This is a genomic window from Paenibacillus sp. PK1-4R, assembly GCF_030369595.1.
GTDB lineage: Bacteria > Bacillota > Bacilli > Paenibacillales > Paenibacillaceae > Paenibacillus.
Genome location: NZ_CP126535.1, coordinates 1,914,391 through 1,940,439, shown reverse-complemented (window position 1 = coordinate 1,940,439; position 26,049 = coordinate 1,914,391). Strand labels below are relative to the sequence as shown.

Genomic DNA, 26,049 nt, shown 5'->3' with positions numbered 1-26,049 from the left:
TTATGAAGTTAACCTTTGCAATAATCGTTTGCCTACACTGCCTTTACCAGCTTCCTGCTGCTCCAGAAAATCGGATAATTCACGTAAATCAGACGGGCGATATCCAGCCCCGCACCCGCAATTATGATAGGTATAACCATGACGATACAACATCATCACTTTGGTCCATTGTTTGGTATCATTTTGCTTGGGTGCCTGGAAATCCTGTCCCATGCTAACCATGGACGTGGCACATTGGGGGCATTTATATTCAAGTTGTGCCACCACCTCAGGGCTTAGGTCATGTCTGGAAACTTGTTTAAATGATTTGCGACAATTAAAACATGCATAGATGTCTTTATATGGTCCTGACATGGCATATCTACACATCGTCTGCACCCCCCTTAATAATTTCCATTATACGGGATTTCACACACACATACGAATGGATTTTGCATATTTGCGAAAATTCCACCCACTCACTATTGACCTTTAATCGCGGCTTGTCTCCAGGCCTCACCAAGTTCCGCAATCGTTGCGTACCGCTCGGACCGATCATCGCTCACTGCACGCATCACAACCTGATACAACGCTTCTCCGGCATCCCATCTGGCATAGGAACGATCTTTCTCCCCGCCAAGCAACGCAAAAGCCGTTGCCCCCATGTTGAATACATTGGTAACCACATCTATGGGCGCGCCTAGCTCAAACTCTTCGGGAGACATAAAGCGGGAAGATCCCCACATACGACCCATGGTATTGGTAAAAGAGCCCTTCCGATACAAGTCGATATCACAAATTTTCATAAAGTTTCTGTCAAAATCATAGATCAGACTGCCATCATACAGATCTACAGCCACATAACCTCTTCGTTCCACCTCGATATGAAAATCCAGAATCTGTTCCATCGCCCGAATGCGTGTCTCCACTGGAAGCTGTCTGAACCGATAATAGGGCGAACGCGGATCTTCATACTTGGCAGGAGGTGGAAAATACCAGTGGGAGTGCAGACACTCCCCATCCACCCAATCGAATACACAGGTATAACCCTCATCCGTTGCAAAATGATCCGTTAGTCGAATCAACGTGTCATGCGCCAAATCTTCGTAAACGGAAACAGATGATTTCAGATTACTAATGGCTTCCGGGGGACTTCCCGTATGATTCGCATGAATTGTATGTGCTCCCGCATACTTTACAAACAATCTCTTTCCATCCTTTTGCACAATACCGAAGGAGAGATTCCCTGAATCTTGCTGATCGAATACGCGAAAGACCGTACCCAAGGGCCGTAACCAATCGAAAGAATGAGACTCTTTTAAGACAAAGGAAACACCATCGATCTCAAGTTCAACATGATCTGTCATCGGACTCCTCCTGTGGTGATATCATCATCCAATCTTGAGGGCTCTGTATAAAAGTAATTCATATGCGCCTCATCATATCCCTGACCGCAGACTTCCAATGCGTTACGCTCGATTCCGTAAACTTCAAATCCATATCGCTCATATAAACGTCGGGCTGATTCATTTGTTGTCACTACACTCAGATTAATCTGCTTGATACCTGCCAGATGTCTTCCCCGATCCAGCACCTCGCGGAGCAAGCGCGAAGCCAGCCCACTTCCCCGATATGGCGGAGCAACATAGACGCCCCAGATCATGCCTTTGTGCCTGAGTTTCAGGCCGTGTTCCCTTTTGAAACCCATCATTCCCGCCAAAGTTCCTTCTTCTGTATATGCGCCCAGAATATAATCATCCGGTTCATTATGTATGCGCTCCTGCACTTCACTCATGGGGAGTTGAATGGACAACTCGAACGAAGCCCCAAAGGCTTCAGGATGTGTTTTCAGTGCTTCCAGTCGCAAAGGCCAGTAAATGTCTGCTTCATCCCGCTGAATATTGCGAATGATATATGTCTCTTGCTTTCGATCTTCGTTCATTCTTCGACCACTCCCTGCATTTCATAAGGATAATCGATCTGAAGTTTTACATTCGCTGCCGCTTCCTGTCCTGCAAGCAACCCAACAACATAAATCCCCAGGTCAATGGACGTGGCTACTCCACCAGCCGTAATTACATTTCCATCTTTTACAATCCGCTTCTGAATCACCTCGGTGACATACGGCTCAAGCAAATTATATGCACGGGGATGTGTTGTTGCTTTTTTGCTGGATAAAAAACCAGCTGCACCCAGCAGCAGAGATCCTGTGCACACCGAAACCTTCAAAGGTACAGACGCAGCCTGTCTCAGCCAACCTACAAATGCCTCGTCATATCGAAGCTTGCGCGTTCCCATGCCCCCGGGGATGAACACGAGATCATATTCCGATAGGTCAGGCTTCACTCGATCCACCTTCATCGTTAAACCTGACTCATCCGTGACCTGATCTGTCATGGCACAGGTTTCCCACGTCGTTCCTTTGGTTGGTTCAAAGAAATTCAACCGATTGATCACATCATAAAACCCTGCAAAATCAAGGAAAGTCAGTCCATCAAACAAAACGAATGCAATTTTCATTGGTAACCTCCGCGTTTTAATTTGGAGCATCCTGATTAAGTTTCTCATTCCGATCCCGTTCCATCGCTTCCTTCACCCAATCACGTTCCGGCAGCTTGCTGTTGATTCGAAAGAGCAGAACCACAATCGCAAGAAGTAAAATAATGACGATGAATTCGAAGATGGTTAATCCCTCCCTTTCGGAAATTCTGCAATCGTGAATCGTACCTAATCTCTATTTTAAACCACGGGCGATAATCCGCTCCAGCCACTTCCACGGTAGCAGTGCTTTACCTATGATGAGCACACGCGAACCTTTTCCGAGCGCATATCGAAGTCTTGGTGCACGCATCCGCGCAATTCGGCCAATCAGATCTGCCACTTCCTGTGGATCAGGTGCCGTCTCGCTCGCATGTTTGGAATAACGAAGAACCGCATCCAGCTTATGCTTATATGGGGAGTTCTCGCTCCGGTGAATCTCACCCAAACCTTTATTCCAGATCGGCGTGCGATAAGCACCTGGTTCAACCAATACCACCCGAACGCCAAACGAAGACATCTCATGCCGCAGACTTTCCGTGAATCCCTCCACAGCGAATTTGGAGGCAGCATAGGGCGCATACCCTGGAAAACCGGACAACCCACTTACACTGGACAAGTTAATAATCAGCCCCTGCTTCTGTTCACGCATCACAGGCAGGACCGCACGTGTCACGGCGATTAATCCAAATAGATTCGTTTCCATCTGGCGCCGCCAATCCTCCATCGATACTTCCTCAATGAACCCGCCCACCGCAAATCCTGCATTGTTCACCAGCATGTCGATTCGGCTATTATTAAGAAGTACGGACCTCACAGCTTTTTGCACCGATTCAGCATCGGTCACGTCCAGTTGCACATATTGCAAACGTTTAGCTACCCCCGCCCGTTTAGCCAGTTTCACCAATTCTTCTCTTCGACTCAGATCACGCATTGTAGCAACAACGCGATACCCCTGCTTGGCAAGGGTGATTGCGGTGAGCATACCAAAACCACTGGAGGTACCTGTAATTAAGGCCACCGGAGCGTTATCTCTCTCCTTTGTCTTACTCACTGAATCAAGACCCGTATTAATTCGTCCTTGCTCGTCCTCTGTTAAGTGTTCATCAGCTGTCACGGTGTGTCCTTCTTTCCTCGGTAAATTACTTACTTCCGTTCCTACCTATACCGCACGGCCCCTGCTGCTTAATCCGCCACTCCGTTATCTTTTCTCTCCACCCTGCGCAGCTTCGTGATTCCCGGTTCGAACGTATACGGAACAAATCTGATCTCAGGTAAGGTGCATTCCAGACGCTCTCCCAGCTTCATCAGCTCACTCCGTACATCCGTCTCGACCTGCTCCAGCACTGCGCTCCCGCCAAGCCGAAGGGATACTTCCATTGTTCCGTCTCCTTGCTGCACCACACGATAATGTTCAATATCCGGCGAAGCCGCAATGACCGAACGGGTAACGAAATCCGGAAAGATCGGTACAGCCTCACCCGTATGTAGTTGTGTAAAATAAAGCGTGTCATCACAGCGGCCTTCAATCCGCTCAATGGCGGTAAACGGGGAACCACAGGCACATGGCAGCGCCGCCTCGGTCAGAATATCATTCAACCGATACCGGATGATCGGCTGTGATGTTCTGGAGAAGTCCGTAATAATGGGCACGAACCGCCGGGTGGCGGGATCAATGAACTCTTTTTCAATATGCACGATGTCTTCATTCAAATGCAGTGTGCCGTAGCGACAGGTCGCACCCAGAAATCCTTCTGTACACTGATAGACTTGATGAACGGTCTGTCCGAAGACCTGCTCCAGCACCTTGCGATCCAGGGGGTCCAGCACCTCGGCAACAGAGATGATTTTATCCGGTACAGCGGTCAGGTGGCCCGCCACATAGGCGTCCGCCAACAGACGCAGCATGGATGGGGGAGCCACCCACACGGTAGGTTGGTATTCTTCCAACCGCTTCACCAAGTTCTCCACACGCTCCAGCAGATCAAAGTACTGGAACTGTAACTTACCACGTTGCACCGATTCATACAGATTACTGTTGGCCCGCAGGAAAAACGCAATCTTGGCAGGTTTCCACAGTCCACCAGGCAGCAACTTGGCCAGCACCGTGCCCGTCCACGCATCCTGCTCCCGATCACTCACCAGAAATATACCCCGGTTCCCTGACGTGCCCGAAGACAATCCAACGGTCACGCCTTGAATGGAAGGTTTGAAATCACGTGTTTCTTCACTTTCGCCTGCAAGAGCCAGCGCTTCGTCCTTGGTAATGCCCACCGTGTTCAGTGTATCGAAATGTTCCATCATGATCGATTTGTCAATCAACGGAAATCTTCTCCAGTCGGATGCGTTCACGCCGTCCCACCACTTCCGGTAAAAGGGGGATCGGGCACGGATCTGATGGACATGCCGAATAATCCGGCGCTCTTGCCAGCGCTCCAGTTGTTCTCGCGTTTTCCATGTTCGCAGCCCACGTGCGAGTGCATAATGAACCACAATACGAAAGGTACTACTCATCGTTTCGTCCCTCCTGCACCCCAAGCGTCCAGTACCTCTCGGCAATGACTCGGCACAATACGAATTTGTTGAAACTGCTGATGCAGCTGAACCAGCTTGTCAAAGTTACGATAGTATTCCTGTCGATTCGACATAATGATCCCAGCAAGAATGTTCGGTCTGCGCTGTTCACGAAAAGCCCGACTCGACCACACCGCGTCCGCGCACAGGAAATAGTCATGTTCTTCCGTACGCAAAAGTAGTCCCATCATGCCTTCTGCATGACCGGATACATCCACCCCCAGCAGACTGCCATCACCAAAGATGTCGTAGACCTCATCAAAAGGGAACTCTTTCCCCGCTCTCGTCCATCGCTCAGGCTGACACATAACAGGCCATGATCTGGCCATAAAATCCTCGGGCAACAACCCGGCAAGAAAACCTGCCTTTACAGCCGCAATTGGACCGAGTGAGCGCACAGCATCATAGGCTCTTGGCAGATAGATGAATTGTGCCTCCGGGAAATCACGTACACCCGCGATGTGATCGCCGTGAAAATGCGAGAGGATGATATACCGAATATCCGAAGCTTTCAGTCCAATATGAGCCAAAAAATGAACGGCACTATCCTCTTCACGATAGACCACAGGTGTAATATGACGATACAGTGCGTTAGGCAAATGAGCCGTTTCCTCGAAAAAGCGGGAACTATATCCCGTATCCAGCAGGATCGGTCCATGTACGGGATGAATGATGCAGGCAAATCCTGCCGGGAAAGGCACCGGGCTCAACCGACCACCGCGCAACGTCAGAAACTCTGGATGTGTACAGTAACCCGCCGCACCCAAATATAGTTTCACCGGAGTTGTTGTCAGCATGATTCAGCCCTCCACCAGTCTGCAAATTGTTGCAATCCCTCTTCAATGGACACCCGAGGAATGTATCCCAATTGCTCCCGTGCATCCGTAATATCCAACGTCTGTGGGATGGATAAGGATCCGACTGTATACCGTGTCAACGCAGGTTCACCCAACGCAGGAATATAGCCATGAACTTGCTCCAGCAACGCTGCCACACCATATGCCATCCGATAAGGAATGTTTCGACGACGCAAGGGCATATCCAGCATACCAAACAGGCTGCTCACCAACTCACTGAACGCCCTTGGATCACCATTGGAGATATTGTAAGCTCTTCCGAGCGCTTCGTCAGAGGCATCGCGACACAATAATAGGGCATCCACCACATTATCCACACAGGTCAGATCGATTAAAGCCTGTCCACCACCGATCATGGGCACGCCCGATTTTGCGTTTGCTGCGACAATTCTGGGAAATAACGTCTGATCATACGGACCAAAGATCGCTCGCGGTCGAATCATGATCGACGGAAGTCCCTTCGCATGCCCCTCCATTACAACCTGCTCAGCGAGAAGCTTCGTGGCAGCATAATGATTGGCTGGTTTGGATGGCAACGGGTCATTCTCATGTACGTTATATCGCGGTATGTAGTTAAAATATATACTTGGAGTCGAGACATGTATGAATCGCTGCACCTCATGATGTAGGCAGCCATCAATGAGGTTTTGTGTCCCTTCTACATTGCTGCTGTAAAAGTCACGATATCTGCCCCATGGCGATGATAGTGCCGCACAGTGAAAGACCATATCCTGCCCCGCACATGCTTCGTTTACTGAAGCCTCATCCCGTATATCTCCATTCAGGAATCGGATTCCTGCCAACTCAAGTTCTGCCCCAACTTTGGGCTGTCGGCCCATGCCAGTTACTTCCCATCCCTCTTGTGCAAGCCGTATCGCGAGATGCCTGCCCAGACATCCCGTAGCTCCTGTAACCAGTGCTCTATTCATTGTTGTTCACCGTTCCATTCTATGTCGTGAGTCAAAGCTTCAGTCAGCGAGAACTTCTGCGATCTTGACAGACGCCATGCGGCTAGCACCACTGCAAATTGTTCAAATACAGGCTGGATATCCTGCCCTCCATAGACCACATCCCTGGCTCCACGCCACGCAGCTATCCATGCACGGAGTTTCCCTTTGCCAAAGATCTGCTGTACTCCACTTCCCAACATGGGAAGCATGAGCATGGCTTTGCTGTCCCGTGCGGGCGTGATCATTTTTCTTTCTTTGACCAACGTCTCCGGTTCAGTCAATGCACGCACCAAGTCATCTCCGGGGTGAAACAGATGAATCCCACTCGTTGCCCTCGGATTACACTCAATCGCGTACACTCGCCTGTCCTGACCTTCTATAAAATCAAACCCAATCTGTCCACTAAAACCCGTTGCCTCAACAAATTGTCTCACCCACGCAAGAGCACCTTCATGTTCCACCTGTTCAAAAAAAACACTGGCTCCCACACTACCTGTACGATAGCGGCTGTCGTAAGTGGCATGCGCAACCAGTTTCCCTTCATGCGCTATGCTGTATGTACATAACATCTGACCAGGAATGTAGGCCTGTGCAACCCAAGGTGAAATAGAGGATAATTCCCCTTCTTCCGGTGGGTCGTTACGGATATGTCGACGCTTCTTTTCACTTACGTTTCCTTCCTGATCCGTCCCTGCCCTAGCCTCATCGTTCATGAGTGTTGGCATGCGAACTTTGGCTGCGAAGCGGGAATACACCGGTTTCCACACCCAATCTCCTACTTTTTCTAGAACAGACTGGGCTTCCATCCATTCCTGCCGACTGTGGATCAGGTGTGTATCCGGAACCGAAAGACCGAGTGACCCTGCAAGCTGGATAAAATCATATTTATGGTGCAGCACATGCAGCTGCTCCAGAGTCGTAACCAGAACACGGCAAAATGCACGCAGTCTGTCTGCCCCTTGAGCAACATAGAATACTTCTTCACACATCGGAATCAACAGGTCGATCTGCCAATCCTGAACCAACCGTTCCAGCTCCGCCAGATACGCACGTGTGTCATGACGTGGCGACGGGACCACAGCGCACTGTTCCACTGCACTGGATAATCTGGTCAGATGCCGTGCAGCACTCTCCGCAACATAAACCCGATGGCCTGCCCGATGAAGCATGCGTGCCAGATCAAGCGTTACGGGAGCCCTTCCGCCTGTAAGCAATACACGGAGAGAAGCAGCTGTACGATGTCTGGTTTCCCCAGATCTAGTAGTCAAAAATGAGTCCTCCCAATGATAATCCGGCAGCCGTGCCAATCATCAACACCCGATCTCCACGCTGAATACGCTGTTGTCTAATCGCTTCATGCAGACCCATTGGGATCGATGCCGCAATTGTATTGCCGTGATTTCGTGTGATGTCCATAAACCGATCTTCAGGAATGCCAAGCTTCTTGCGAATCAGTCTCATCGCCATGGCACTTCCCTGATGAGGAATGACCAATTGGAAATCCTCCATTCGATTCCCGGTCGCTTGCAGCATATCACCAATAAATCCAGGCAGAAGTCTTGAAGCCATGCGGAAGATCGCCTGTCCATCCATATGAAATAGGTAGGGTTCAGGCTGATCTACCTTATAATTAGAAGCATGTAGCCGTGTACCTCCACCTGCAATCTCCGAGAAGCGAGCACCTCGGCTGTAGGTTCGAAGGGAAGCATGTACAATCTGTGAGGATGACCCTTCAGGCGAACGTTCAATAATAACAGCGGCCGCTCCATCTCCGAACAGGGCCGCACTCTCTTTATCAGACCAATTTAGTCCCGCGGAGGCAATCTCGGTGGCTACGAGCAGTACTCGCTGGTAACGTCCGGCGTCTACCATATAGGAGATCACATCGAGTCCGTTCAGGAAACTCAGGCAGGTTGCATCCATGTCAAAGGCAGGTACGCCTGAATCTTGCTGCCCCATGGCCTGCTGGATAAATACCGCCGTACTTGGCAATGGTTGTTCCTTCGTGCCACTGGTACACACCAGACAGTCGATATCACTGAATTGTAATCCTGCGTCCGCCAGTGCAGCTTCCGCAGCCCGCGCGCCCATGAAAGAGGAGGTTTCTTCACCCGAAGCATAATGGCGTACACCTACACCTGTGGCTTTGCTAACCCAGCCCGCAGGCACGCCCAAGCGGCGATCCAGTTCCTCATCGGTGACTTCCTGTTCCGGCAGGTACTTCCCTGTTCCCGCGATCCTTACTCTTCTAAGTTGCATTTCCCCAACCTCTTTCTGTTCATCTGACTGATATAAATGAAATTTACACCTCACCTTGAATGGCGAAACCCCAACAAATAGAAGCTTTGAAATATACAATAAAAGGGCAGATGCCTCTGCCCTCCCTGTTGTGTTTTATTATTTATACTGTGCTGTCATTTCTTCTTATTCAGAATCTCGGCAAGAGCGGTATCTAGTGTACCGTATGTGAAAGTGAATCCTTCCCTCTCCATTCGTTCGGGAATCACCCAACGACTCTTGATAACAAGTTCCGTCTCGGTCTGAATGAAACGTGCACCCAGTTCAAGCATCCAGCGAGGAGAAGGCAGGCCGATCCGAACACCCATCTGCTCTCTCAGACGTGCCATGAGCTCACGATTCGTAACCGGATGTGGAGAGGACGCATTGAACACACCATTTAAGTGCGGATGCTCTTGCAGATAAATCACCATGCGGAAGAGATCCTCGATATGAATCCAGCTGAACTGCTGTGTTCCTGCGCCTTGCGATCCTCCAAGGCCAAAACGGACGAGGTTTGTCATGGGCACCATCACACCACCCTCGCCCAGCACAATGGCAATCCGCAGTGCTATCTGACGCGTAGACGGCAGACTGAATTCAAAGAAAGCCTGTTCCCACGCCTTGGCAACGTCGACCGAGAATCCAGAGCCAATCTCGCCCTCTTTTTCCGTCATGGGACGATCTTCAGCATGTCTGTATATGGTTGCTGTACTCGAATTAATCCATAGTTCGGGAGGATGATTACAAGCCAAGACGGCTTCGCCGAGAATGCGCGTTGTCCGGGTTCTGGATTCCAGAATGACTTTGCGATTCTCCTCCGTATAACGGCAGTTCACCGATTTACCTGCCAGGTTAATCAACATTTCTGCTTCTTCCAGTGCCTCTATGATTCCTGCACGATCCTCCCAAGCAATATGACCGGGCTGACGCGAGATGATCAATACCTCATAACCCAGTTTCTTGAATCTTTGGGCAAAATCCTGTCCGACAAATCCTGTTCCACCAGCTAATACAACCTTCTTCACGGTATCCCCTCATTTCCCATACTGGGTAAAGAATTCGTAAGGTATAGATTGGAATGTTTCTATGCATGCAAAATGCAGATATTAGCTTAAACACCGCCGGTGACTCGTTGGTTTGATTTAATTCGCACCCAGGGCTGCGTACAAGCGATCCCGCTCTTCGATCGCCCAAGCGTTTGCAGGGTTTTGTTCCAGTTGATATCGGAGTTCATCATAAAAATCATGGATCATGAATCCGTCTGGCAGATTGCCAAGCATGGCTGTAAAGTTGTACTCGGGCAGTGTTCTCTTCCCTTCACTGATCTGCTTCAGCCAATCCATCCACTTTGCAAGCGTAAGCACTTCCTCCTGCCATAACTCAGCCTGTAACCCAAGCGCATCCTGAAGTTGCTCGTATGCCAATGGATCGACGAAGACGCGGCAGGCCTGAACAGCCAGTTCATACAACTCGGTCACTGCACGGCGTACCTCATGCTCAAGTTCGACCTCCAAGCCTCCCATGTAATCCTGAACCTGAATGATCTGTCCATCATCGTATAATAGCGGTGTCTGGGACAACAGGCGTACAATCTCTTCCATCTCATGCATTGAAACTCGCTTCTGCTCATAGAGAGCAGGTAATTGATATGCTGTAATGATCATTCACTCCTACATCGTTCTTCTATTAATGACCTATATTATAACATGGTTTGGCAATCATCTATCAGGATAACTTGACTATCTACTACGAGTTGTAGTAGTTTATACGTACTACGTAGTGTAGTAATACGATCGTTATGGACGCATAACGATGTTAAGGAGTGTTCACGGTGAACCAGATTCAAAAATTATCCGAAACAGAAATGGAGTTAATGGTCGTTATATGGTCATGCGATCCACCCGTCACTTCAACAGAACTATTAGACATATTCGCTGATAAGGGAAAAGCGTGGAAAGCGCAGACTATGTCTACTTTTTTGTCACGGTTGGTGGATAAAGGCGCACTTACCGTCACGAGACGTGGACGAACCAATGATTATGTACCTCTTCTACAGCCCGAAGATTACAAACTACAGGAAACGCAGCATGTTCTTGATGGACTCTATCAAGGTTCAGTCAAGAATTTGGTTTCGGCCATGTATGATGGCGACAAGCTTTCAGACGATGACATTTCAGAACTGAAAAAATGGCTTTCGGAAAAGTAGGTGCAGATGATGAACATCTTTTTTGAAATTCTGTGCAGCCTGACCGTGGCGGGAAGTATCGTTTCTGTTTGTATTTTGGCACTACGACTTATACCCGTATCTGTTTTTCCGACCAAGTGGCTCTACAGACTCGGTAAACTGGCTATCTTGTTTTATCTGTTCCCGGTATCTCTTGGCCTTTCATGGCTTTTGGATATTGCCTTCCAAACGACATCAACTATACCGGGTACGGAGAATGCAGCATCTTCGGGCGGACTTGCAGGAACGTTTATCCCGGAACAAACCATCTCGGTAACCACAGCCTGGTTCTTGTTATTCGTATGGGGCATTGGAGCCATAGGTTTTTCTGCATGGCAGGTGTACTGTTATCGAAGATTTTTGAATGAACTATCTCGTACACGTACGCCAGTCCTCCGTCATAGTGAGGCAGCTATACAGCTACCATTAATCCAAGAGGCTTTGGGTCTCAAACGCAATATCACGCTTGCTCACAGCACCATAGTACGAAGCCCTATACTGGTTGGCTTGTTTAAACCAACGATATATCTGCCACCCGAAAATACGGTGAAAATGGACATCAGCATGGTAATTCATCATGAGTTGGTACATCTAAAACATAAAGATCTGTGGGTCAAGGCTTTGACATTGGGCGTTAATGCACTGCACTGGTTCAATCCCCTGATTCATATGATTCGCGGGGACATTCATACCTGGAGCGAGTTGGCCTGTGATGAAGATGTGGTGAAAGAGATGTCCCATGAAGAGCGAAGACGATATGGTGAGACAATTTTAAATGTGATGGCGGGAACCAAGAAAATACCTGCTCAATTTTGTTCGTCCCTATCGGGTGAAGGCAAACAATTAAAAAGGAGATTGATAATTATGTTTAATGTAAAGAAACTGAAAAAGAAACATTGGATGATAGGTATGGGAGCCCTCCTGCTTATTACAGGTGTAAGTACGTCCACCGCAGTATGGGCATCAAACCATACGGTTAAAGTAGAGGCTGAAGCTTCTGAAACTGTGCCTGTTCCTTCTACTGATGGATCTTCTGAAATCGTAGCTTCTCCCAACAAGGTCGGAATTTCCGAAGCTGTAACTGCTCCTTCTACTTCCGAAACTCCTGAAATCGTGGCTCTCCCTGAGGATGAAGTTTCCGAAGCTGTGCCAGTTCCGTCTGCTACTGTACCTTCTACTACTAAACCTTCTGAGGCTAAAGTTGTAGAAGCAGCAACTGTTCCTTCTACGGGTGGATCTCCTGAAATCGTATCCGTCCCTTCCGAGGCCCAGGTCACCAAAGCTGTAGCTGTTCCTTCAGAAAAATAACCTATCTTTAAGAAGCAATAGCCACCTTATATGCAAACAAGACGAAGCATAGATCATAGATCTCCGCTTCGTCCTGTTTCCGTTTTTCTGTCATGTGCATTAGATAAATGTTTTGATCGTAGCAAAATATTCACGGATCATGTTGATGGGCTTCAGATATCCCGGTGACGGAGCCGATATGCCGTATTCTGCCGCATAACCGTTCTTGGCGGCGATGTATTTGGAACGGAACATATGATAGTCACTGGTGACAATCATGATCTCAGGGTGCTCTAACCCGGATTCAAGAATGATTTTTTTGGAAAAGGCCAAATTCTCCTGTGTACTTGTGGAGCGATCTTCCATAATGACTTGGGCGGGGGGAATCCCCTGTTCAATTAGATAGTTTTTCATGGCGAGCGCTTCGGGAATCGATTCCCCGGGTCCCTGTCCACCCGATACAATGACCGGTGTCTGAGGGTGACTACGAATGTAGTCCAGACTTGCATCTAACCTTTGTTTTAGGGTCAATGACAATTCCGTTCCACGGATGCCTGAACCCAGAATAATGACATAGTCCGCTTCTTCCGGATCATTCGCACCAAGCTGTGTGAATACAAGTGCTTCAATAATGACAAAAGAGACGGCAACCACGCCAAATCCGGTAAGGATAATCCGTTTCAAAATAACATGCTTCTGATAGTCAATCCGTCTTAGTACGATAAAAGCCACCGTGATCATTCCAAAAAACATGACTGCAAACCTTTGGCCCCAGAAGGCCAGAAATGCCACAAAACATGCCAACAGGACAAGATCAATGATCAGTCCATTTTTTTGTAAGAACTTTTTTATCAAATCCGTAGACACTCCTTCTTGTACCCACTATTCCGCAAATCACTTATTATTCAAGCTGTTATTATCGTTAGTTTCGGCCATTGTTCCTGCCAGCGCTTCTTCTGTACTCTCTGATTATAATAGTCAGCATCCGTGAAGAACGGACTTTTGCGGACTACGAGTTGATACAGATCATGCAAACCATGCGGAGCACAGATGTTCACCTGATCCTCTTCATCCAACTGTACTCCTATGGCAGTCACAACTTCTGGCCAATAGCGAAGCGCATCTTCAGTAGAATGATAAGGAACTGTGCCATTGCGCAGATGCATTCTCGCCTGATTTTTGACCGACCACTTGGCATTACCTGTCAACTCACGAAGCTGACGCTCCAACTGGATGTCTCGTTCCTCACGCAGGTCTGACGCATCATAATAAACAACATCAATATCGCTATGAAGTTCACGAAGAGCATATCCATGCAGAACATCCCAGATGTAATTACGAATATATCCTGCACCTATGTAACATTGTGGCAAATGGAGACTACGAACTCTCCGCAGGTCATGCATTAATTGCTCGTGTTTGATGATCGTCTGAATGAATGGGTCCTCATATAACATATCTGCCTCCTGCGGTTTACCTCATTGTCCTCTTATAGCTGTTAACCTTCATTCCAATATATCATGTTTACCTGGCTGCAATAAAATGAACAACGCTTGAACATCCTCTGTACAACTTCGAATCTCTGATTAATCACAACCAAATAACCCATAAACAGCTTCGGTTATCCGAGTGTTTACGGGCTACAATGATCGAGTTTGAAACGGTTAAAATTTATTTAATAGGTATCCAGATTTGCGGTGGTTGGTTCGGCCCAGGGTATACTTCCAGCTCTGGCATATACGCGTGCTCATAAGGATTGGATGGAAACCATTCCGAAATAATCTGTTTCCACAGAAGCTGCATGCTCTCCGGCATCGGGCCTTCTACTTCAAATATACTCCATTTGGAAGCAGGCATGGTGAAGCTTGATAATCCTTCCGGCACTTCACCGTCGTAAGCCGTAGCAATCCAGTATTCCATCTGCTTTTCCTTGATTTCGCTCTGATCCACAACGACGCCAAGTAACCCTGGAATATCCCCGTTGTTCAGTTCAAATAAACGCTCCTCTGTACCGCTCTTCCACGCTTCCTGCCACATTTTCCCGATCCCTTGCAAATGTTCTCCATCTACATATGAGAAAGCCTGCTTCACCCCCACTAATGTAAATTCGGGATGTTCAACAATTTTATATTTCATCGGTTCTGCTCCTTTTAGACTTACTTGAATAACCAGACGATTATACGATTGGACAGAGCTACTATTCTTGCGTGCCTCGCTTGGTGCGATGCCGTGTTGTCTCCGGAATGCTTTGGAGAAAGATTCGGGTGTGTCGTAACCATACTTGTGCGCCAGATCAATGATTTTGTGATCACTTTGCAGAAGTTCATGTGCCGCCAGTGTCAATCGTCTGCGTTTTATGTACTCAGCTACAGTAACATCTGTTAACAGGGCAAAGGTACGTTGAAAATGAAAAGGAGAGATATGGGCCTGCGCTGCAATCTGCTCCATCGTCATATTTTCGAGCAAGTGGTCTTCCATATATTGAATAGCGACCTGTAATGCGTTGATCCAGTTCATGTAATAATCACTCCTTGATGTCTAATATAACGGATAAACCACCCAAAAACCTGTCATGTTGTGCTCTCATATGTCCGGTTAATGTGCAAAGACGTTGTTCATATAACGCCCTGCCCAGGCTTTGAACTAACCAAAGACAAGGGAAGTCACAAAATTTGACAATGTAAACGATTTATTATAGCCTACGAGTATAATGATCGTTCTATCTTATTTTGAAGGGAGAGTATCATTGAATATGAGCAGCAAAAAAGAAATGCTTTTGAACGTGGCTGAAGAATTATTCTACCTTCACGGCTTCCATTCCATCGGCTTGAAGCGGATTATATCAGATGCCGGGATCGCCATCATGACGTTATATAACCATTTTGAGTCCAAGGATGATCTCATCGTCCAGGTGCTTCTGCGGCGCGAACAGCGTTATTTAGAACAGCTCAGGCAATATGCAAACAATACAACTCAACCCATGTTCCTCAATCTGGCTGAAGGACATGCAACCTGGCTGAAAGAACACGAATCAAGAGGGTGCTTATTTTTGCGCGCCAAAGAAGAATTCGGTGGTCATGCAGACCATATCATCGTGCAGACAGTGAATGCGCATAAAAGACATATGAGAACGTTAATCCAAACATTGGCGCCTGCTGCAAGTGATCGAGATCTATTGCAATTCTCCCTACTGCTGGAGGGTTCCACTGCACTCGCCGAGACAGAAAATGTAAATAACGTCTGCCGCGAACTGATCCATATGACGAAGAATAGTTTCAAGTAATGCCATTAAGGGTGAGTTAGTAGTTCAACTCACTTTTTTATTTAATGAGAAATATAATGATCGTTCTATCTAAAAGGCGGTGGATTTAATGAAAAAAATTATCTTTCCAGGCATTGCACTAATCGCTGTCTGTTATGCATTCGGGCGATTCAGTTATGGATTGTTTATGCCGGAAATTTCAGAAGCTTTACAACTGAACGATGCAGCGTCAGGTGCGATTAACTCCGGAACCTACATTGCTTATTGCTTGTCCCTTCTAAGTGCACCGCTGTTAATTAATCGCAAAGGGCATCATTATGTCATCCAATTGGCCGGGATCAGCGCTGTGCTCGGATTAATCGGGATTGCTCTTGCTCAGAATGCATGGGTCCTTGCATTCAGCGTATTTCTCGCCGGTTTGAGTACAGGATGGGCCTCTCCAGCACTCGGTAACACGGTTAACGCCGAGCTTGCACCCGATCTGCAAGCAAGAGGCAACAGCTGGATTAACACTGGAACCAGTTTCGGAATTATTATATCCGGTCCACTCTACTGGCTGTTCACGGATTACTGGCGTCTAACCTACATCCTGTTTGCTGTAATCGGTGTTGTGGTTCTGATGTGGAACAGACGTGTTATTCCACCTACAAAGACACTGCCTTGTACCAAATCCATCTGGACATGTATGAAACCAACCAGAGCGGGTTCTGCTTTGCTGATGGCTTGTCTGTTAACTGGTGTTAGTTCAGCGATCTACTGGACCTTTGCCCGAAACTTCCTCACAGACGAGAAAGGGGCCTCCGATTCGGAAGCCGTGTTGTTCTGGATTGTGATGGGGGTTATGGGGATACTCGGTGGATGTGCTGGTCGCATTATTGAACGTATTGAGATTGGGTGGTCCTACCGAATAGGCATACTGTTATTGGCGATCTCGCTGGGGGTAATCCTTCTTCCATCCATGACTGCCAGTCTCATCTCTGCGATCATATTTGGCAGCACATATATTTTCCTGACCAGTGTATTTATCGTTTGGGCAACGAGACTATTCAGGCCGAATGTATCCATCGGAATTAGTCTTGCCTTTCTTGCTCTGGGTGTTGGACAATTCCTTGGCTCATCCATGGCAGGTTACACGATTGAAATGTTCTCCAATACAACAGCATTTCTGGCCTTTGCTGTACTCGGCCTGTTCGGATTGCTAATTCGGGTGAAATAAATGACAGAACAACCTTACGGTCACTGTTATTCTACCCGGCGAACACTTCCGGTCACCCCATGTTGAAGCTGTACATCTGTAAAAATAACCGTGGTCCCTTGCCCAATGGGAGATTGGGCCACAATACCAACTTTGATCTCTTCCGGGCAGTCGAGGCCGAAATAACGAACCAGCTTCCACTTCTCTCCATCCTGAGAATAATGGAAAGCAAAGCTGTTGCCTGCCCGGGCTACACGTAAATAAGGCTTGTTAACGTCTACAGGTGCTGATACACAATCATCCGAGTTACCTCGAGTAACAACACTAAGAATAGAAGGCTGTTCTTCAAAATACTCAAAGCAAACTTTAGCCCAATTCGTATCGTCCACCCTCACCATCAGGCAGCCCGAATCATACTGTTCTTTCATGTCCACCTGTACTCGAGTGACGATGCTGAAATCTCCCTTGACTATCGTATGTAAAAATGGAGCTGAAGCTTTCACCGGCTCACCTCCCGGATCAATGAAAAAGTCACTGATCGCCGAAACGGTTATCGTTACTTTGCCGTCTTCAATGGACCAATCTGCTGGCTCGTTCAGCCATCCCAGGTTGGCAGATAATGTTTGACCTGAACAATGTTCGAATAGATTCGTCATATGGCACACCCTTTGTCTGTGATTTTGAATTCGCTGAGTTCTCTGTTGTATTCGTGAAATAACGGAATTATCCTTTCGGATCAGTAAAAGGAAAAAAGCGACTCACATGAGTCGCTTGTAATCCTTTCACATATACATAATCGTATTCGGTATGTCATATCAATAGCACGCTATACCGGCAATACATCAAATGCACATCTGAAACCGATATGTCCGGTGGATGTATCCGGTGTATTGGGGATCCGCGCTGCCACTCTGTACCGGTTGCAATAGGAACGGTGGCACAGGTATGAACCGCCTTTTAACACCTTGCGAACTTCATTGAAAGAAATAACAGTCTTAGCAAGTATAGACTTCTCGTGATCCGTAACGTAGTTGTCAGCGCACCATTCCCATACATTACCTGACATGTTGTACAATCCATATCCGTTGGCAGGAAAGGATCGGGAGGGAGCCGTGCCCGCATAACCATCAGCAGCATTATTTTGAGTCGGAAAGATACCTTGCCAGATGTTGCACTGGTGTTGTCCATCCGGCCGAAGAACGTCGCCCCAGGGATATTTCTTCTGGATTAATCCACCTCGTGCCGCATATTCCCACTCTGCTTCTGTGGGCAGGCGCGTACCTGCCCAGCCACAATACGCGTTGGCATCGTTCCAGGAGATATGAATAGCGGGATGGTCAGCCCTCTCGTTCACATCGGAGTCAGGCCCTTCAGGATGAGCCCAGTCCGCACCTTCGACAACCCACCACCATGGCGTTGACTGCACCACGGTACGAACATGTGCAGACGTTTGCGGAGAAACGAACAGATGAAAAACGAAGGACCAGCCGAATCGCTCGGCCTCTGTTCGGTATCCTGTCTCCCTTACAAACTGTCCAAACTGTGCATTGGTCACCGTGCATTCATCCAGATAAAAGGAGTCTACCTGTGTTTCCCTGACAGGACCTTCCCCATCTCCTGCAAAAGCTTCAGGATCATTGGTACCCATAAGGAACCTTCCACCGTCAATTAATATGCTGTTCCTGTCGTTTCGCCCGGAGATGTATCTATCGTCCCCCGCCAGCGCACTAGGTGGTAGACGTTCAACGGAAAGTGAAAGTGCATGGTCGGACGCTGCACTCCTCTCACGGGAAGCCGTCGATTCAGGCGTATCCTCTGATTGAATTTTCACTTCCATCGTGCCGCTCCGACTTGCAGAACAACAGCAGGAAGTTTCCTTTTCAGGTATCTGACCATGCATCTGAAGCATCCCCTTCCCTTGGTTTAAGATTCCTGATCCCCATTGTACACGACAGGAAGAATGTCCGGAACGGTTGGTGTTGTCATTCCTTCACCCAGATAATAATCCGTCAACAAGGATTGCATATATCCTTTTACCGCTAGCCCATTGCGGTAGGCCGGGTTATGCGGCAACGTGTAGATGCGAACATCGGATGGTATCGTTGTTGTATACAGACGCAATGCTGTGAAATCACTCGTTTCATAGAGAATTTCCTCTCTCCAATCCCCCAGCAGATCGCCATAGAGCACAGGAGCATTTCTGGAATTCACGCGAACATCATCGGCTGTAAACAGACGTGCCGTCGTGTTCTGCTGCCAGTCCCACTTTTCCACAAAGTTCTTATCCAGCAACTCGCCGAGCACATCACCATCCCACCAAATTCTGAAATTGGTCGAGGGCTGAACTGAACTAATCACTTCGCCATCCACATTGTAGATATTGCCTGAACTGGACCACATCTCAAGCCCATTGTGCGTTGGATCAATATCCGCCAGTGTTCCCCGTGCGACGTCCTGCGGGATTTCCCCTGTACGAATAATCTCGCCTGTCGCCGCATCGGCATAAAACCAAGGGAATTGATTGACGTTTCCGTTTTCCGCCTGCTGAATCCCGAATTGCTCCAACCCCGGTCGATCCGGATCAATGTCTGTAATGTGGAAACGATCCCCATGGACTACACCCGGCAGACTGTATAAGGTCTCTCCGTTATCATCCAGTGCCCAACCTCCGAATGACACCTCATCCTTCCCATCCCTGTCAAGATCAAGTATACGAATCTGGTGGAAAAACTCGCCATCCGCTCCAGCATGTCTCCAACGCTCGGTCAGGGCACCGTCTGCATAATCATAGGCTGACGTCACATATTGAAAGTTGCGGCTAAGCGCACGATTCTTGAGCGCCGTAATCAGGCTTGGATGTTCACCATCCAGATAAGCAATGCCAAAGTGCCCACTGAGGGGACCATCGACTGCATAATCATTGATTATCGTTGTGCGTGCCGCTTCTGTTCCGGTCCATCCATCCACGACGGACACATATTGAGCACGCTCCGTTGTCGCAGGAACGACCTGACCATCTGCAAACGTTACCCCTTCAAAGGTACGTAGCAGTACTTCAGCCTTCCCGTCACTATCCAGATCAAATACCGTTATATTGTCGTTGTCCCGCCAGCCCCCAAGTCCAGCCACTCCAAATTCACTGACAGAAGCAGGCGGCGCATTATATGTATCTATCGTTGTGACACTGTATGGACCCAGATCAATCCGCCACAGGAAACCTTCGGTCAGACTGTAGGCTTCCACATATTTATTGCCTCCGTTCACCGGAATGCGGGTGACCACGTATTCATATTCCCCATCACCGTCCAGATCCCCAGGCCAGCCATGCTGCACAAAATAATCCGACGGATTGGATGTTATATTTTGCAATGGAATACTGAAGTAATTGCGGATCTCGGGATTGGCTGCCAATACAACCTCGGCACTCTCATCCTGTAATCTACCGTCTACATAAGACTTCACGATATACGTATGGCTCTGGGTTACATCTACATTCGTGTCCGTATAATTGGTTCCCTGCGTCAAAGGCTGGTCATTCAGCTTCACCTCTTCTGTACCCGTCCTACGATAGATATCAAATGTAACCTGCTGCGATTCGGTCCCAAGCAGACGCCAGCTCAAATATACCTTGTTCTCTCCCAGATATACGGCAGTAAGACCTCGTCCCAGATTTTCAACCAGACGTGGTGCAGACCCTTCTGCGGCATCTGCCTGAAGTACTCCCCCTCCCGGTGAAACAATGCCTGTCCATCCAATAACTCCACTTAACAGCAATGTGAATAGTACTTTTGTTCCTCTGGCCACAGTCGTTTTGGTTTTCATTTACAATTCCCCTCCATCGATTGGTTAGTATATGCGTACAAAAAAAGCAAAGCCTGTTATCTCTGTCCCTACGAGCCAATCTAATGAGATCGACTGATCTGGTTCAGCAATAACTGCTTTGCCTCCGGTTGCCCGGTCAACATGGTCTATCTACCGCTCTAACGGCTTGGTTCCTCCACGATCATAGAAAAAGGGGCCTTTCGCCCAACTGACAGCCAGATGCATCAGCAGTTCGGTCTTTAATTGCTCCCGAATTACAGCATGCTGCTCCTCATCATACAGGTTCTTCCACTCATGAGGGTCAACCGTCAGGTGATACAATTCCCCCTTCGTTTCATGCACTCTGGATGCGGATTCCGCGACAGAGCCTTCCATGTACAGAATGAGCTTCCACTCCGCAGTCCGCCACATATAGGCTGGAGCCGAATGAGGTGCGGTTACCCCCTTCCCATGGAATTCACAGAACGTTCCGCGATGCCGGAGATCGCCCAGCAGATCGACACCAGGAAGCATCGGATTCGCTTCGAGTCCGGCTGCACGCGTCAATGTGGGCACCAGATCCACCAATTCCGCAGGCTCCTGATCAATCGTTCCGCGCTTCTGCTCCTGAATGTGGGTACCGGACAATATGAGCGGCACCCTCACACTGCTGTCATACAGATTATATTTGGTGAAGCGAAACTGTCGTTCCCCCAGCATCTCTCCATGATCCGAGACAAATACAATCAGCGCGTTCTCCAGCCTCCCATGGTTCTCCAACTTCTCCAAAGCGAGTCCAAAGTAATGATCGAGCCAGGAGCAATTGGCCCAGTATCTTAACGTGGTCCTCCTCCGCTCCTCCGAACTGCGCTGGTCCCATACCTTCTTCTTATCGAGGTACGACTGGCGACTACTCGAATTCAGTTCATCGGAAGCTGCCAGGTGAGTCTGCACTTCATCCTCCCACGGAGGTTGCGGGATATCCGGAATATCTTCCAGCCTGTACAGGTCTTCGAATGCTTTGGGCACATTGAACCCAGCATGTGGCTTCAGGAAAGACAGATAAAAAAATAACGGCCGCTCCGGGTCTACCCCTTCATCCAAAAATTGCAGCGCCTGTTCGGCTACCCAGCCATCCCGATGCTGATTCATCGGAATCTGACTCGTAAGCCCTGTATAACCATTGACATTTTCCTCACCGCCGCCAAAATCCTTGGTCTCCTGATGGTAGGCTTCCAACGCTTCGGGATGGGAGTCACCCATCATTGTCGCTCCCTGTTCATAATGACCACTTTGACGAGAAAGTCCGATGGATCTTACTTCGAACCCTCGCGTGGAAGGCTCCTCTACGCCCTCGCTATGGTTCCAATGCGTTTTTCCGAATCCGGCTGTCTGATACCCTGCCCGATGCATCAACTCCGGCAAAGGTTCAGAGGGCAGCTTGTCTTCCTCGAACAATCCGCCATAATTTGTTCTAACCCCAAGCTGTGACGGATAATATCCCATCATCATGGAGCTTCGACTTGGCGCACACATTGGCGATTGGCAGACCGCATCGCGGAAAGTGATTCCCTCGGCTGCAAGTTTATCGAGATTCGGTGTATGAATATGTTCATTGAACGTTCCAATACAGTCCCATCGCTGTTGATCCGTCATGAGAAAAATAATATTTGGCTTATCCTGTGACACGTCACATCCCACTCTCCTTTGGGCTGAAAACTAAGGCGTGATTTAAACGGAGCGGTTACCCCGATTGTGCCCGGTATGCTTGTGAATGTCTTCCCGGTAACGACTTGGCGTCGTTCCCTCACTTTTTTTGAACAAACGATTGAAGTAACTGGGCTGATAGCCCACCTGCTCCGCAATTTCACTGATCTTGACGTCTGTCGATTCAAGCAGCTCTTTGGCCCGGTGGAGCCTTACCTCAGTCAGATAGTCCACAAAGTTCTGCCCAAATGCCTGCTTGAATGCCCGGCTTAATGTGTAGGAATGAATTCCGTGAAGATCTGCCAATTCATCCAGCGATAACGCTTCTGCATACTGCTGCTCCGCATGCTCCTTCATCTGATGAACAGCCATCTGTATCTGCTTCTCTTCCTTGCCTGTGAATTCCTCTACGCATACGTGCACAATACGTTCTCTGAACCACAGGAACAGTTCATCCAGATCATGCAGTTGCAGCACCTCTTCATACATCCCTACCCCAAACAGTTCGACCGGATCTTCCCCTAATTGCAAAAGGGTATGTTGTATGCGTGCGAGCAGTTGGAATAAGGCCTGACGTACATGCTTCTCCGGCACTTCAGATCCCGCATACGTGCCAATAAATATGCTGAACTGTTCAAGGGCAGAGTCCTGTTCACCACTCCGTAATGCCGAGATGATGGCCTGCTCCAGCTCAAGCGGATATACTCCATGTTCATTCACATCCTGCTCTGCCTCCTCATTCATATCAATGATGGTCATATTGGGAGAGAACTGTCTTTTCCTCAACAAAGACCTTGATTCTCTAACCAGCTGTGGGATATGGGAGGCATCTGATGTAAGTTTGCTGATCGAAACTGTCATGCGAACGTTCCATTCCGACTGTACAGTTTCAAGCCAATGGTGGGCCATCCGAGATAATTCTTCTCTGAACTCAGGCGTTTCTGGCTCGATCTCTGGAGGGACAGCGAGCAACAGCGCAATGGACATGTCATGGTAATTGATTGTTTCGGCCCGGTAAGGAAGTTCCTCCAACTGCCTGTTCAGAATATCGGTTGCGGCAAAACTGATCCACTCCTGAGACTCACTCCGATTTCGCTCCTTAGCCCCATATAGAAGAACTGCACTCGGACGAATATGAGCAAAAAGGATGATGAACTGTTCATCCCGAAGAACCCATCCTAGCTGTGCAAGGCGTTCCTTCCATTCATGGTCGGATGATAGTAACAGATGACCTAGAGTAAGCTGAACCAGCAAGCTTTCCCGAGCGAGTGGAAGTTGCTCTTCCAACCGTTGCTGCAACGATTCTCTCTCCTGATTAACGCCAATCCAGCGCTGTTCAATATGCTTGATTTCATCCAGTTGTACAGACCCATTCGAGCGGACAGAAGCCATGGACAACACTTTAGGAGAGGATGACACTTCTGACGCTATAGCGTCGACCGATGCTCCAGTCACGGTAAACATTCGCAGTAATTTCGTAAACGGTTTATAGAGCTGGAGCGAACCAACCCAAGACAGGATCAGAGCCAACACCAGTCCCGATCCGTTGACGAGAAGAACAATTCGGGGTACGGAAACAATCGGAGCTACAATTTCATTGAGGGGAACCGCGGAAACGTAAGTCCAATCGGTACCCAGTCTGCGGAAGGTGCCCGATTGAACCGAGTAGGTCAGTCCCTCATATTCCATCAGGAATGAAGACAGATTCCCTTCCAGGTTCAACATATATTCACGGACAGCATGCTGTAATCCACCAAATTCTTGGGCTTGTGGAAGCATGGGCTTGCCCTGCTCATCCAGCAAAAAAGTCGTCCCGCCATTATACGGAGACAAGGTCTGAAGCATGTTGCTCAATTGTTTGTTATCCAGCGTGACTGTTAGTGCCCCCAGTCCATCGTCGCTTCCACCCGGTAGTCGATTCACCATCATCATGGATGTGCCCTCCATGGAGCGTGACCAATATGTGGTCTGGGGCCGATGAGTCAACCGTTCATACTTCTCGATCTCCCCAGCATCTTTGATAAAATCATATCGTTCAGAATCCATCTTCACGGCCTGCGGTTCCCCCAGATACAACTGAACTTTGCCGATCAGTGTATTGGAATTCTGAATCATCAGCAGCAATCGGTACAGTTCATGCACCTGTTTATACTTGAATACAAAATCGAGCTCTTTCAGACGATTATCGAAAACCGGATCGAAGGCCCACTGCGAGAAGGTCAATTCAAGCGCATCCAATTGATCGCCAACCCACACGGTACGCTGTTCAAACTGATGCAGGTGGGTTTGCTGCAAAATCTTTTCCATTTTGACGGTGACCCAGCCATACAGCAGCACCCCTGTAATAACTCCCGGAATGCAAGCGATAAACAGAATCATCATCAGGCTGCGCCTGAAATAACGCCCTTTGGGTAATGGGTCTGCTGTGCGCTTGAATATCATCTGTATGGACCTCCTTTCCGGGAATACCCGCCTAAATGCAGATTCATCCTTTGACCGAGCCGATCAGGGCTCCTTTGGCAAAGTGCTTTTGTATAAACGGATACACCACTAGAACTGGCAATATGGCTACAATAATCGCGGCCATCTTCAACATTTCTGTCGGCGGTGTCTCCACCTGCTGTCCAGGCGCAACCAGATCGATATTGGATGCGTTCAGCAACATGTTTTGCAATAATACTTGGATGGGCCATTTCGCAGAATCATTCAGGTATAACAGTGCCGCGAAGAATTGATTCCAGTAGCCTACAGCGAAAAACAATCCAAAAGCAGCAAGCGCAGGCATCGATAAGGGCAACACAATCGTGTACCAGGTTCGGATGGCACTACAGCCATCCATGGATGCCGCTTCGCTGATCTCTGCGGGCAGGCTGTCGAAGAAATTTTTCATCAGCAACACCGTCCAGCCATTGGCGAGCGCAGGCAGAATTAATGCCCAGATATTATTGATCAGCCCGAGTTCCCGCACCAACAGGTAATTTGGAATGATGCCCGGGCTAAACAAGATGGTTAGTACAATCAGGAACATCAGTATCTTTCTGAAGTGGAATCGCTTCTGGGACAGCGCATATGCCAGAGAGGATGATACAGCCAGGCTGCACACCGTGCCGACGGTTGCCAGAAATGCACTGTTCCCCAGCGAGCGTGCAAAGGCAGGCGTGGATAACAAATACGTATAGGCTTCAACAGACCAGCGTTCCGGGAAGAGTACAATTTTCTTTTGCAAATATTCTCCAGGGTCCGTGAATGAAACGACGAAAACATAATATAGCGGGAAAAACATGACCACAGCCAGTAGTCCAAGCGTAACCACATTCAGGGACTGTCCCATCCGCTCACTCCATTTCATGCGATGCATTCGAAGCCTCCTCTCCATTGATTAATGGCTGCCCGGG

General features: G+C 48.4%; 25 protein-coding genes. 4 read left to right on the top strand and 21 right to left on the bottom strand.

Features of this window, described 5'->3' with window-relative positions; translation table 11 throughout:
* From QNO02_RS08475 to QNO02_RS08420, 12 genes are all read right to left on the bottom strand, one after another.
* The gene (locus QNO02_RS08475; RefSeq protein WP_249911294.1) at nt 1-369 is read right to left on the bottom strand and encodes a hypothetical protein; all 369 of its coding nucleotides are present in this window, start codon (nt 367-369) and stop codon (nt 1-3) included.
* 92 nt (nt 370-461) lie between these two features.
* Nucleotides 462-1,346, bottom strand: coding sequence for a serine/threonine-protein kinase (locus tag QNO02_RS08470; RefSeq protein WP_289391817.1), 885 nt, complete (start codon nt 1,344-1,346; stop codon nt 462-464).
* Nucleotides 1,343-1,921, bottom strand: coding sequence for a GNAT family N-acetyltransferase (locus tag QNO02_RS08465; protein WP_289391816.1), 579 nt, complete (start codon nt 1,919-1,921; stop codon nt 1,343-1,345). The genes QNO02_RS08470 and QNO02_RS08465 overlap by 4 nt, the downstream gene beginning before the upstream one ends.
* Nucleotides 1,918-2,499: a DJ-1/PfpI family protein gene (locus tag QNO02_RS08460; RefSeq protein ID WP_289391815.1), complete on the bottom strand. Its 582-nt coding sequence runs from the start codon at nt 2,497-2,499 to the stop codon at nt 1,918-1,920. Before QNO02_RS08460 ends, QNO02_RS08465 begins: the two co-directional genes overlap by 4 nt.
* 214 nt (nt 2,500-2,713) lie before the next feature.
* Nucleotides 2,714-3,634, bottom strand: coding sequence for an SDR family oxidoreductase (locus QNO02_RS08455; RefSeq protein WP_289391814.1), 921 nt, complete (start codon nt 3,632-3,634; stop codon nt 2,714-2,716).
* Between the two features lie 68 nt (nt 3,635-3,702).
* Nucleotides 3,703-5,031, bottom strand: coding sequence for a F390 synthetase-related protein (locus tag QNO02_RS08450; RefSeq protein ID WP_289391813.1), 1,329 nt, complete (start codon nt 5,029-5,031; stop codon nt 3,703-3,705).
* Nucleotides 5,028-5,888, bottom strand: coding sequence for an MBL fold metallo-hydrolase (locus QNO02_RS08445; RefSeq protein ID WP_289391812.1), 861 nt, complete (start codon nt 5,886-5,888; stop codon nt 5,028-5,030). Before QNO02_RS08445 ends, QNO02_RS08450 begins: the two co-directional genes overlap by 4 nt.
* Nucleotides 5,882-6,877 carry an NAD-dependent epimerase/dehydratase family protein gene (locus QNO02_RS08440; RefSeq protein WP_289391811.1) on the bottom strand — a complete coding sequence of 332 codons (996 nt, stop codon included), beginning with the start codon at nt 6,875-6,877 and terminating at the stop codon, nt 5,882-5,884. Before QNO02_RS08440 ends, QNO02_RS08445 begins: the two co-directional genes overlap by 7 nt.
* A complete protein-coding gene (locus QNO02_RS08435) occupies nt 6,874-8,166 on the bottom strand; it encodes an ATP-grasp domain-containing protein (RefSeq protein ID WP_289391810.1) in 1,293 nt (430 codons plus the stop codon). The genes QNO02_RS08440 and QNO02_RS08435 overlap by 4 nt, the downstream gene beginning before the upstream one ends.
* On the bottom strand, nt 8,156-9,157 hold the full coding sequence (locus tag QNO02_RS08430) for a beta-ketoacyl-ACP synthase III (RefSeq protein WP_289391809.1): 1,002 nt from the start codon (nt 9,155-9,157) through the stop codon (nt 8,156-8,158). The genes QNO02_RS08435 and QNO02_RS08430 overlap by 11 nt, the downstream gene beginning before the upstream one ends.
* A gap of 155 nt (nt 9,158-9,312) precedes the next feature.
* Nucleotides 9,313-10,203, bottom strand: coding sequence for a TIGR01777 family oxidoreductase (locus tag QNO02_RS08425; RefSeq protein ID WP_289391808.1), 891 nt, complete (start codon nt 10,201-10,203; stop codon nt 9,313-9,315).
* 117 nt (nt 10,204-10,320) lie between these two features.
* A complete protein-coding gene (locus tag QNO02_RS08420; protein WP_133384095.1) occupies nt 10,321-10,842 on the bottom strand; it encodes a hypothetical protein in 522 nt (173 codons plus the stop codon).
* A gap of 167 nt (nt 10,843-11,009) precedes the next feature.
* Between QNO02_RS08420 and QNO02_RS08415 the strand changes: the two genes are divergently transcribed.
* Nucleotides 11,010-11,384 (top strand): BlaI/MecI/CopY family transcriptional regulator, encoded by a 375-nt coding sequence (locus tag QNO02_RS08415; protein ID WP_133384094.1) that lies wholly within the window; start codon nt 11,010-11,012, stop codon nt 11,382-11,384.
* A gap of 6 nt (nt 11,385-11,390) precedes the next feature.
* A complete protein-coding gene (locus tag QNO02_RS08410) occupies nt 11,391-12,710 on the top strand; it encodes a M56 family metallopeptidase (RefSeq protein WP_289391806.1) in 1,320 nt (439 codons plus the stop codon).
* A 99-nt stretch (nt 12,711-12,809) separates the two neighbouring features.
* Here the strand turns inward: QNO02_RS08410 and QNO02_RS08405 are convergent, their stop codons facing one another.
* The 3 genes from QNO02_RS08405 to QNO02_RS08395 form a co-directional block, all read right to left on the bottom strand.
* A complete protein-coding gene (locus QNO02_RS08405) occupies nt 12,810-13,544 on the bottom strand; it encodes a YdcF family protein (RefSeq protein WP_133384092.1) in 735 nt (244 codons plus the stop codon).
* 50 nt (nt 13,545-13,594) lie between these two features.
* A complete protein-coding gene (locus QNO02_RS08400) occupies nt 13,595-14,146 on the bottom strand; it encodes a nucleotidyltransferase family protein (RefSeq protein ID WP_289391802.1) in 552 nt (183 codons plus the stop codon).
* 214 nt (nt 14,147-14,360) lie between these two features.
* Nucleotides 14,361-15,206 (bottom strand): AraC family transcriptional regulator, encoded by an 846-nt coding sequence (locus QNO02_RS08395; protein ID WP_091032940.1) that lies wholly within the window; start codon nt 15,204-15,206, stop codon nt 14,361-14,363.
* Between the two features lie 235 nt (nt 15,207-15,441).
* Between QNO02_RS08395 and QNO02_RS08390 the strand changes: the two genes are divergently transcribed.
* Both QNO02_RS08390 and QNO02_RS08385 read left to right on the top strand, forming a co-directional pair.
* On the top strand, nt 15,442-15,972 hold the full coding sequence (locus tag QNO02_RS08390) for a TetR/AcrR family transcriptional regulator (protein WP_091032943.1): 531 nt from the start codon (nt 15,442-15,444) through the stop codon (nt 15,970-15,972).
* Nucleotides 15,973-16,060: 88 nt separating this feature from the next.
* Entirely contained in the window at nt 16,061-17,167 is a 1,107-nt protein-coding gene (locus QNO02_RS08385; RefSeq protein ID WP_289391799.1) for an MFS transporter, read from the top strand.
* 26 nt (nt 17,168-17,193) lie between these two features.
* Here QNO02_RS08385 and QNO02_RS08380 read toward each other — a convergent pair whose 3' ends face one another.
* The 6 genes from QNO02_RS08380 to QNO02_RS08355 all read right to left on the bottom strand — a co-directional run bounded on the left by QNO02_RS08380 (nt 17,194) and on the right by QNO02_RS08355 (nt 26,012).
* A complete protein-coding gene (locus QNO02_RS08380; protein ID WP_133384089.1) occupies nt 17,194-17,802 on the bottom strand; it encodes a DUF1349 domain-containing protein in 609 nt (202 codons plus the stop codon).
* A gap of 170 nt (nt 17,803-17,972) precedes the next feature.
* Nucleotides 17,973-18,983: a formylglycine-generating enzyme family protein gene (locus QNO02_RS08375; RefSeq protein WP_289391796.1), complete on the bottom strand. Its 1,011-nt coding sequence runs from the start codon at nt 18,981-18,983 to the stop codon at nt 17,973-17,975.
* Nucleotides 18,984-19,069: 86 nt separating this feature from the next.
* Nucleotides 19,070-20,968, bottom strand: coding sequence for a rhamnogalacturonan lyase family protein (locus tag QNO02_RS08370; protein WP_091032951.1), 1,899 nt, complete (start codon nt 20,966-20,968; stop codon nt 19,070-19,072).
* Between the two features lie 150 nt (nt 20,969-21,118).
* A complete protein-coding gene (locus QNO02_RS08365; protein WP_289391794.1) occupies nt 21,119-22,636 on the bottom strand; it encodes a sulfatase family protein in 1,518 nt (505 codons plus the stop codon).
* A gap of 42 nt (nt 22,637-22,678) precedes the next feature.
* Nucleotides 22,679-25,096 carry a helix-turn-helix domain-containing protein gene (locus tag QNO02_RS08360; protein ID WP_289391792.1) on the bottom strand — a complete coding sequence of 806 codons (2,418 nt, stop codon included), beginning with the start codon at nt 25,094-25,096 and terminating at the stop codon, nt 22,679-22,681.
* 43 nt (nt 25,097-25,139) lie between these two features.
* Complete coding sequence (locus tag QNO02_RS08355) at nt 25,140-26,012, bottom strand: carbohydrate ABC transporter permease (protein ID WP_502921859.1); 873 nt, start codon at nt 26,010-26,012, stop codon at nt 25,140-25,142.
* Nucleotides 26,013-26,049: the final 37 nt, after the last annotated feature.

Coding starts and splice junctions, on each gene's coding strand:
- QNO02_RS08390 (WP_091032943.1), top strand. CDS start 15,442: ATGAGCAGCAAAAAAGAAATGCTTTTGAACGTGGCTGAAGAATTATTC.
- QNO02_RS08410 (WP_289391806.1), top strand. CDS start 11,391: ATGATGAACATCTTTTTTGAAATTCTGTGCAGCCTGACCGTGGCGGGA.
- QNO02_RS08370 (WP_091032951.1), bottom strand. CDS start 20,968: ATGAAAACCAAAACGACTGTGGCCAGAGGAACAAAAGTACTATTCACA.
- QNO02_RS08400 (WP_289391802.1), bottom strand. CDS start 14,146: ATGTTATATGAGGACCCATTCATTCAGACGATCATCAAACACGAGCAA.
- QNO02_RS08380 (WP_133384089.1), bottom strand. CDS start 17,802: ATGACGAATCTATTCGAACATTGTTCAGGTCAAACATTATCTGCCAAC.
- QNO02_RS08470 (WP_289391817.1), bottom strand. CDS start 1,346: ATGACAGATCATGTTGAACTTGAGATCGATGGTGTTTCCTTTGTCTTA.
- QNO02_RS08360 (WP_289391792.1), bottom strand. CDS start 25,096: ATGATATTCAAGCGCACAGCAGACCCATTACCCAAAGGGCGTTATTTC.
- QNO02_RS08465 (WP_289391816.1), bottom strand. CDS start 1,921: ATGAACGAAGATCGAAAGCAAGAGACATATATCATTCGCAATATTCAG.
- QNO02_RS08460 (WP_289391815.1), bottom strand. CDS start 2,499: ATGAAAATTGCATTCGTTTTGTTTGATGGACTGACTTTCCTTGATTTT.
- QNO02_RS08355 (WP_502921859.1), bottom strand. CDS start 26,012: ATGCATCGCATGAAATGGAGTGAGCGGATGGGACAGTCCCTGAATGTG.
- QNO02_RS08385 (WP_289391799.1), top strand. CDS start 16,061: ATGAAAAAAATTATCTTTCCAGGCATTGCACTAATCGCTGTCTGTTAT.
- QNO02_RS08395 (WP_091032940.1), bottom strand. CDS start 15,206: ATGAACTGGATCAACGCATTACAGGTCGCTATTCAATATATGGAAGAC.
- QNO02_RS08430 (WP_289391809.1), bottom strand. CDS start 9,157: ATGCAACTTAGAAGAGTAAGGATCGCGGGAACAGGGAAGTACCTGCCG.
- QNO02_RS08440 (WP_289391811.1), bottom strand. CDS start 6,877: ATGAATAGAGCACTGGTTACAGGAGCTACGGGATGTCTGGGCAGGCAT.
- QNO02_RS08375 (WP_289391796.1), bottom strand. CDS start 18,983: ATGGAAGTGAAAATTCAATCAGAGGATACGCCTGAATCGACGGCTTCC.
- QNO02_RS08420 (WP_133384095.1), bottom strand. CDS start 10,842: ATGATCATTACAGCATATCAATTACCTGCTCTCTATGAGCAGAAGCGA.
- QNO02_RS08445 (WP_289391812.1), bottom strand. CDS start 5,888: ATGCTGACAACAACTCCGGTGAAACTATATTTGGGTGCGGCGGGTTAC.
- QNO02_RS08450 (WP_289391813.1), bottom strand. CDS start 5,031: ATGAGTAGTACCTTTCGTATTGTGGTTCATTATGCACTCGCACGTGGG.
- QNO02_RS08475 (WP_249911294.1), bottom strand. CDS start 369: ATGTGTAGATATGCCATGTCAGGACCATATAAAGACATCTATGCATGT.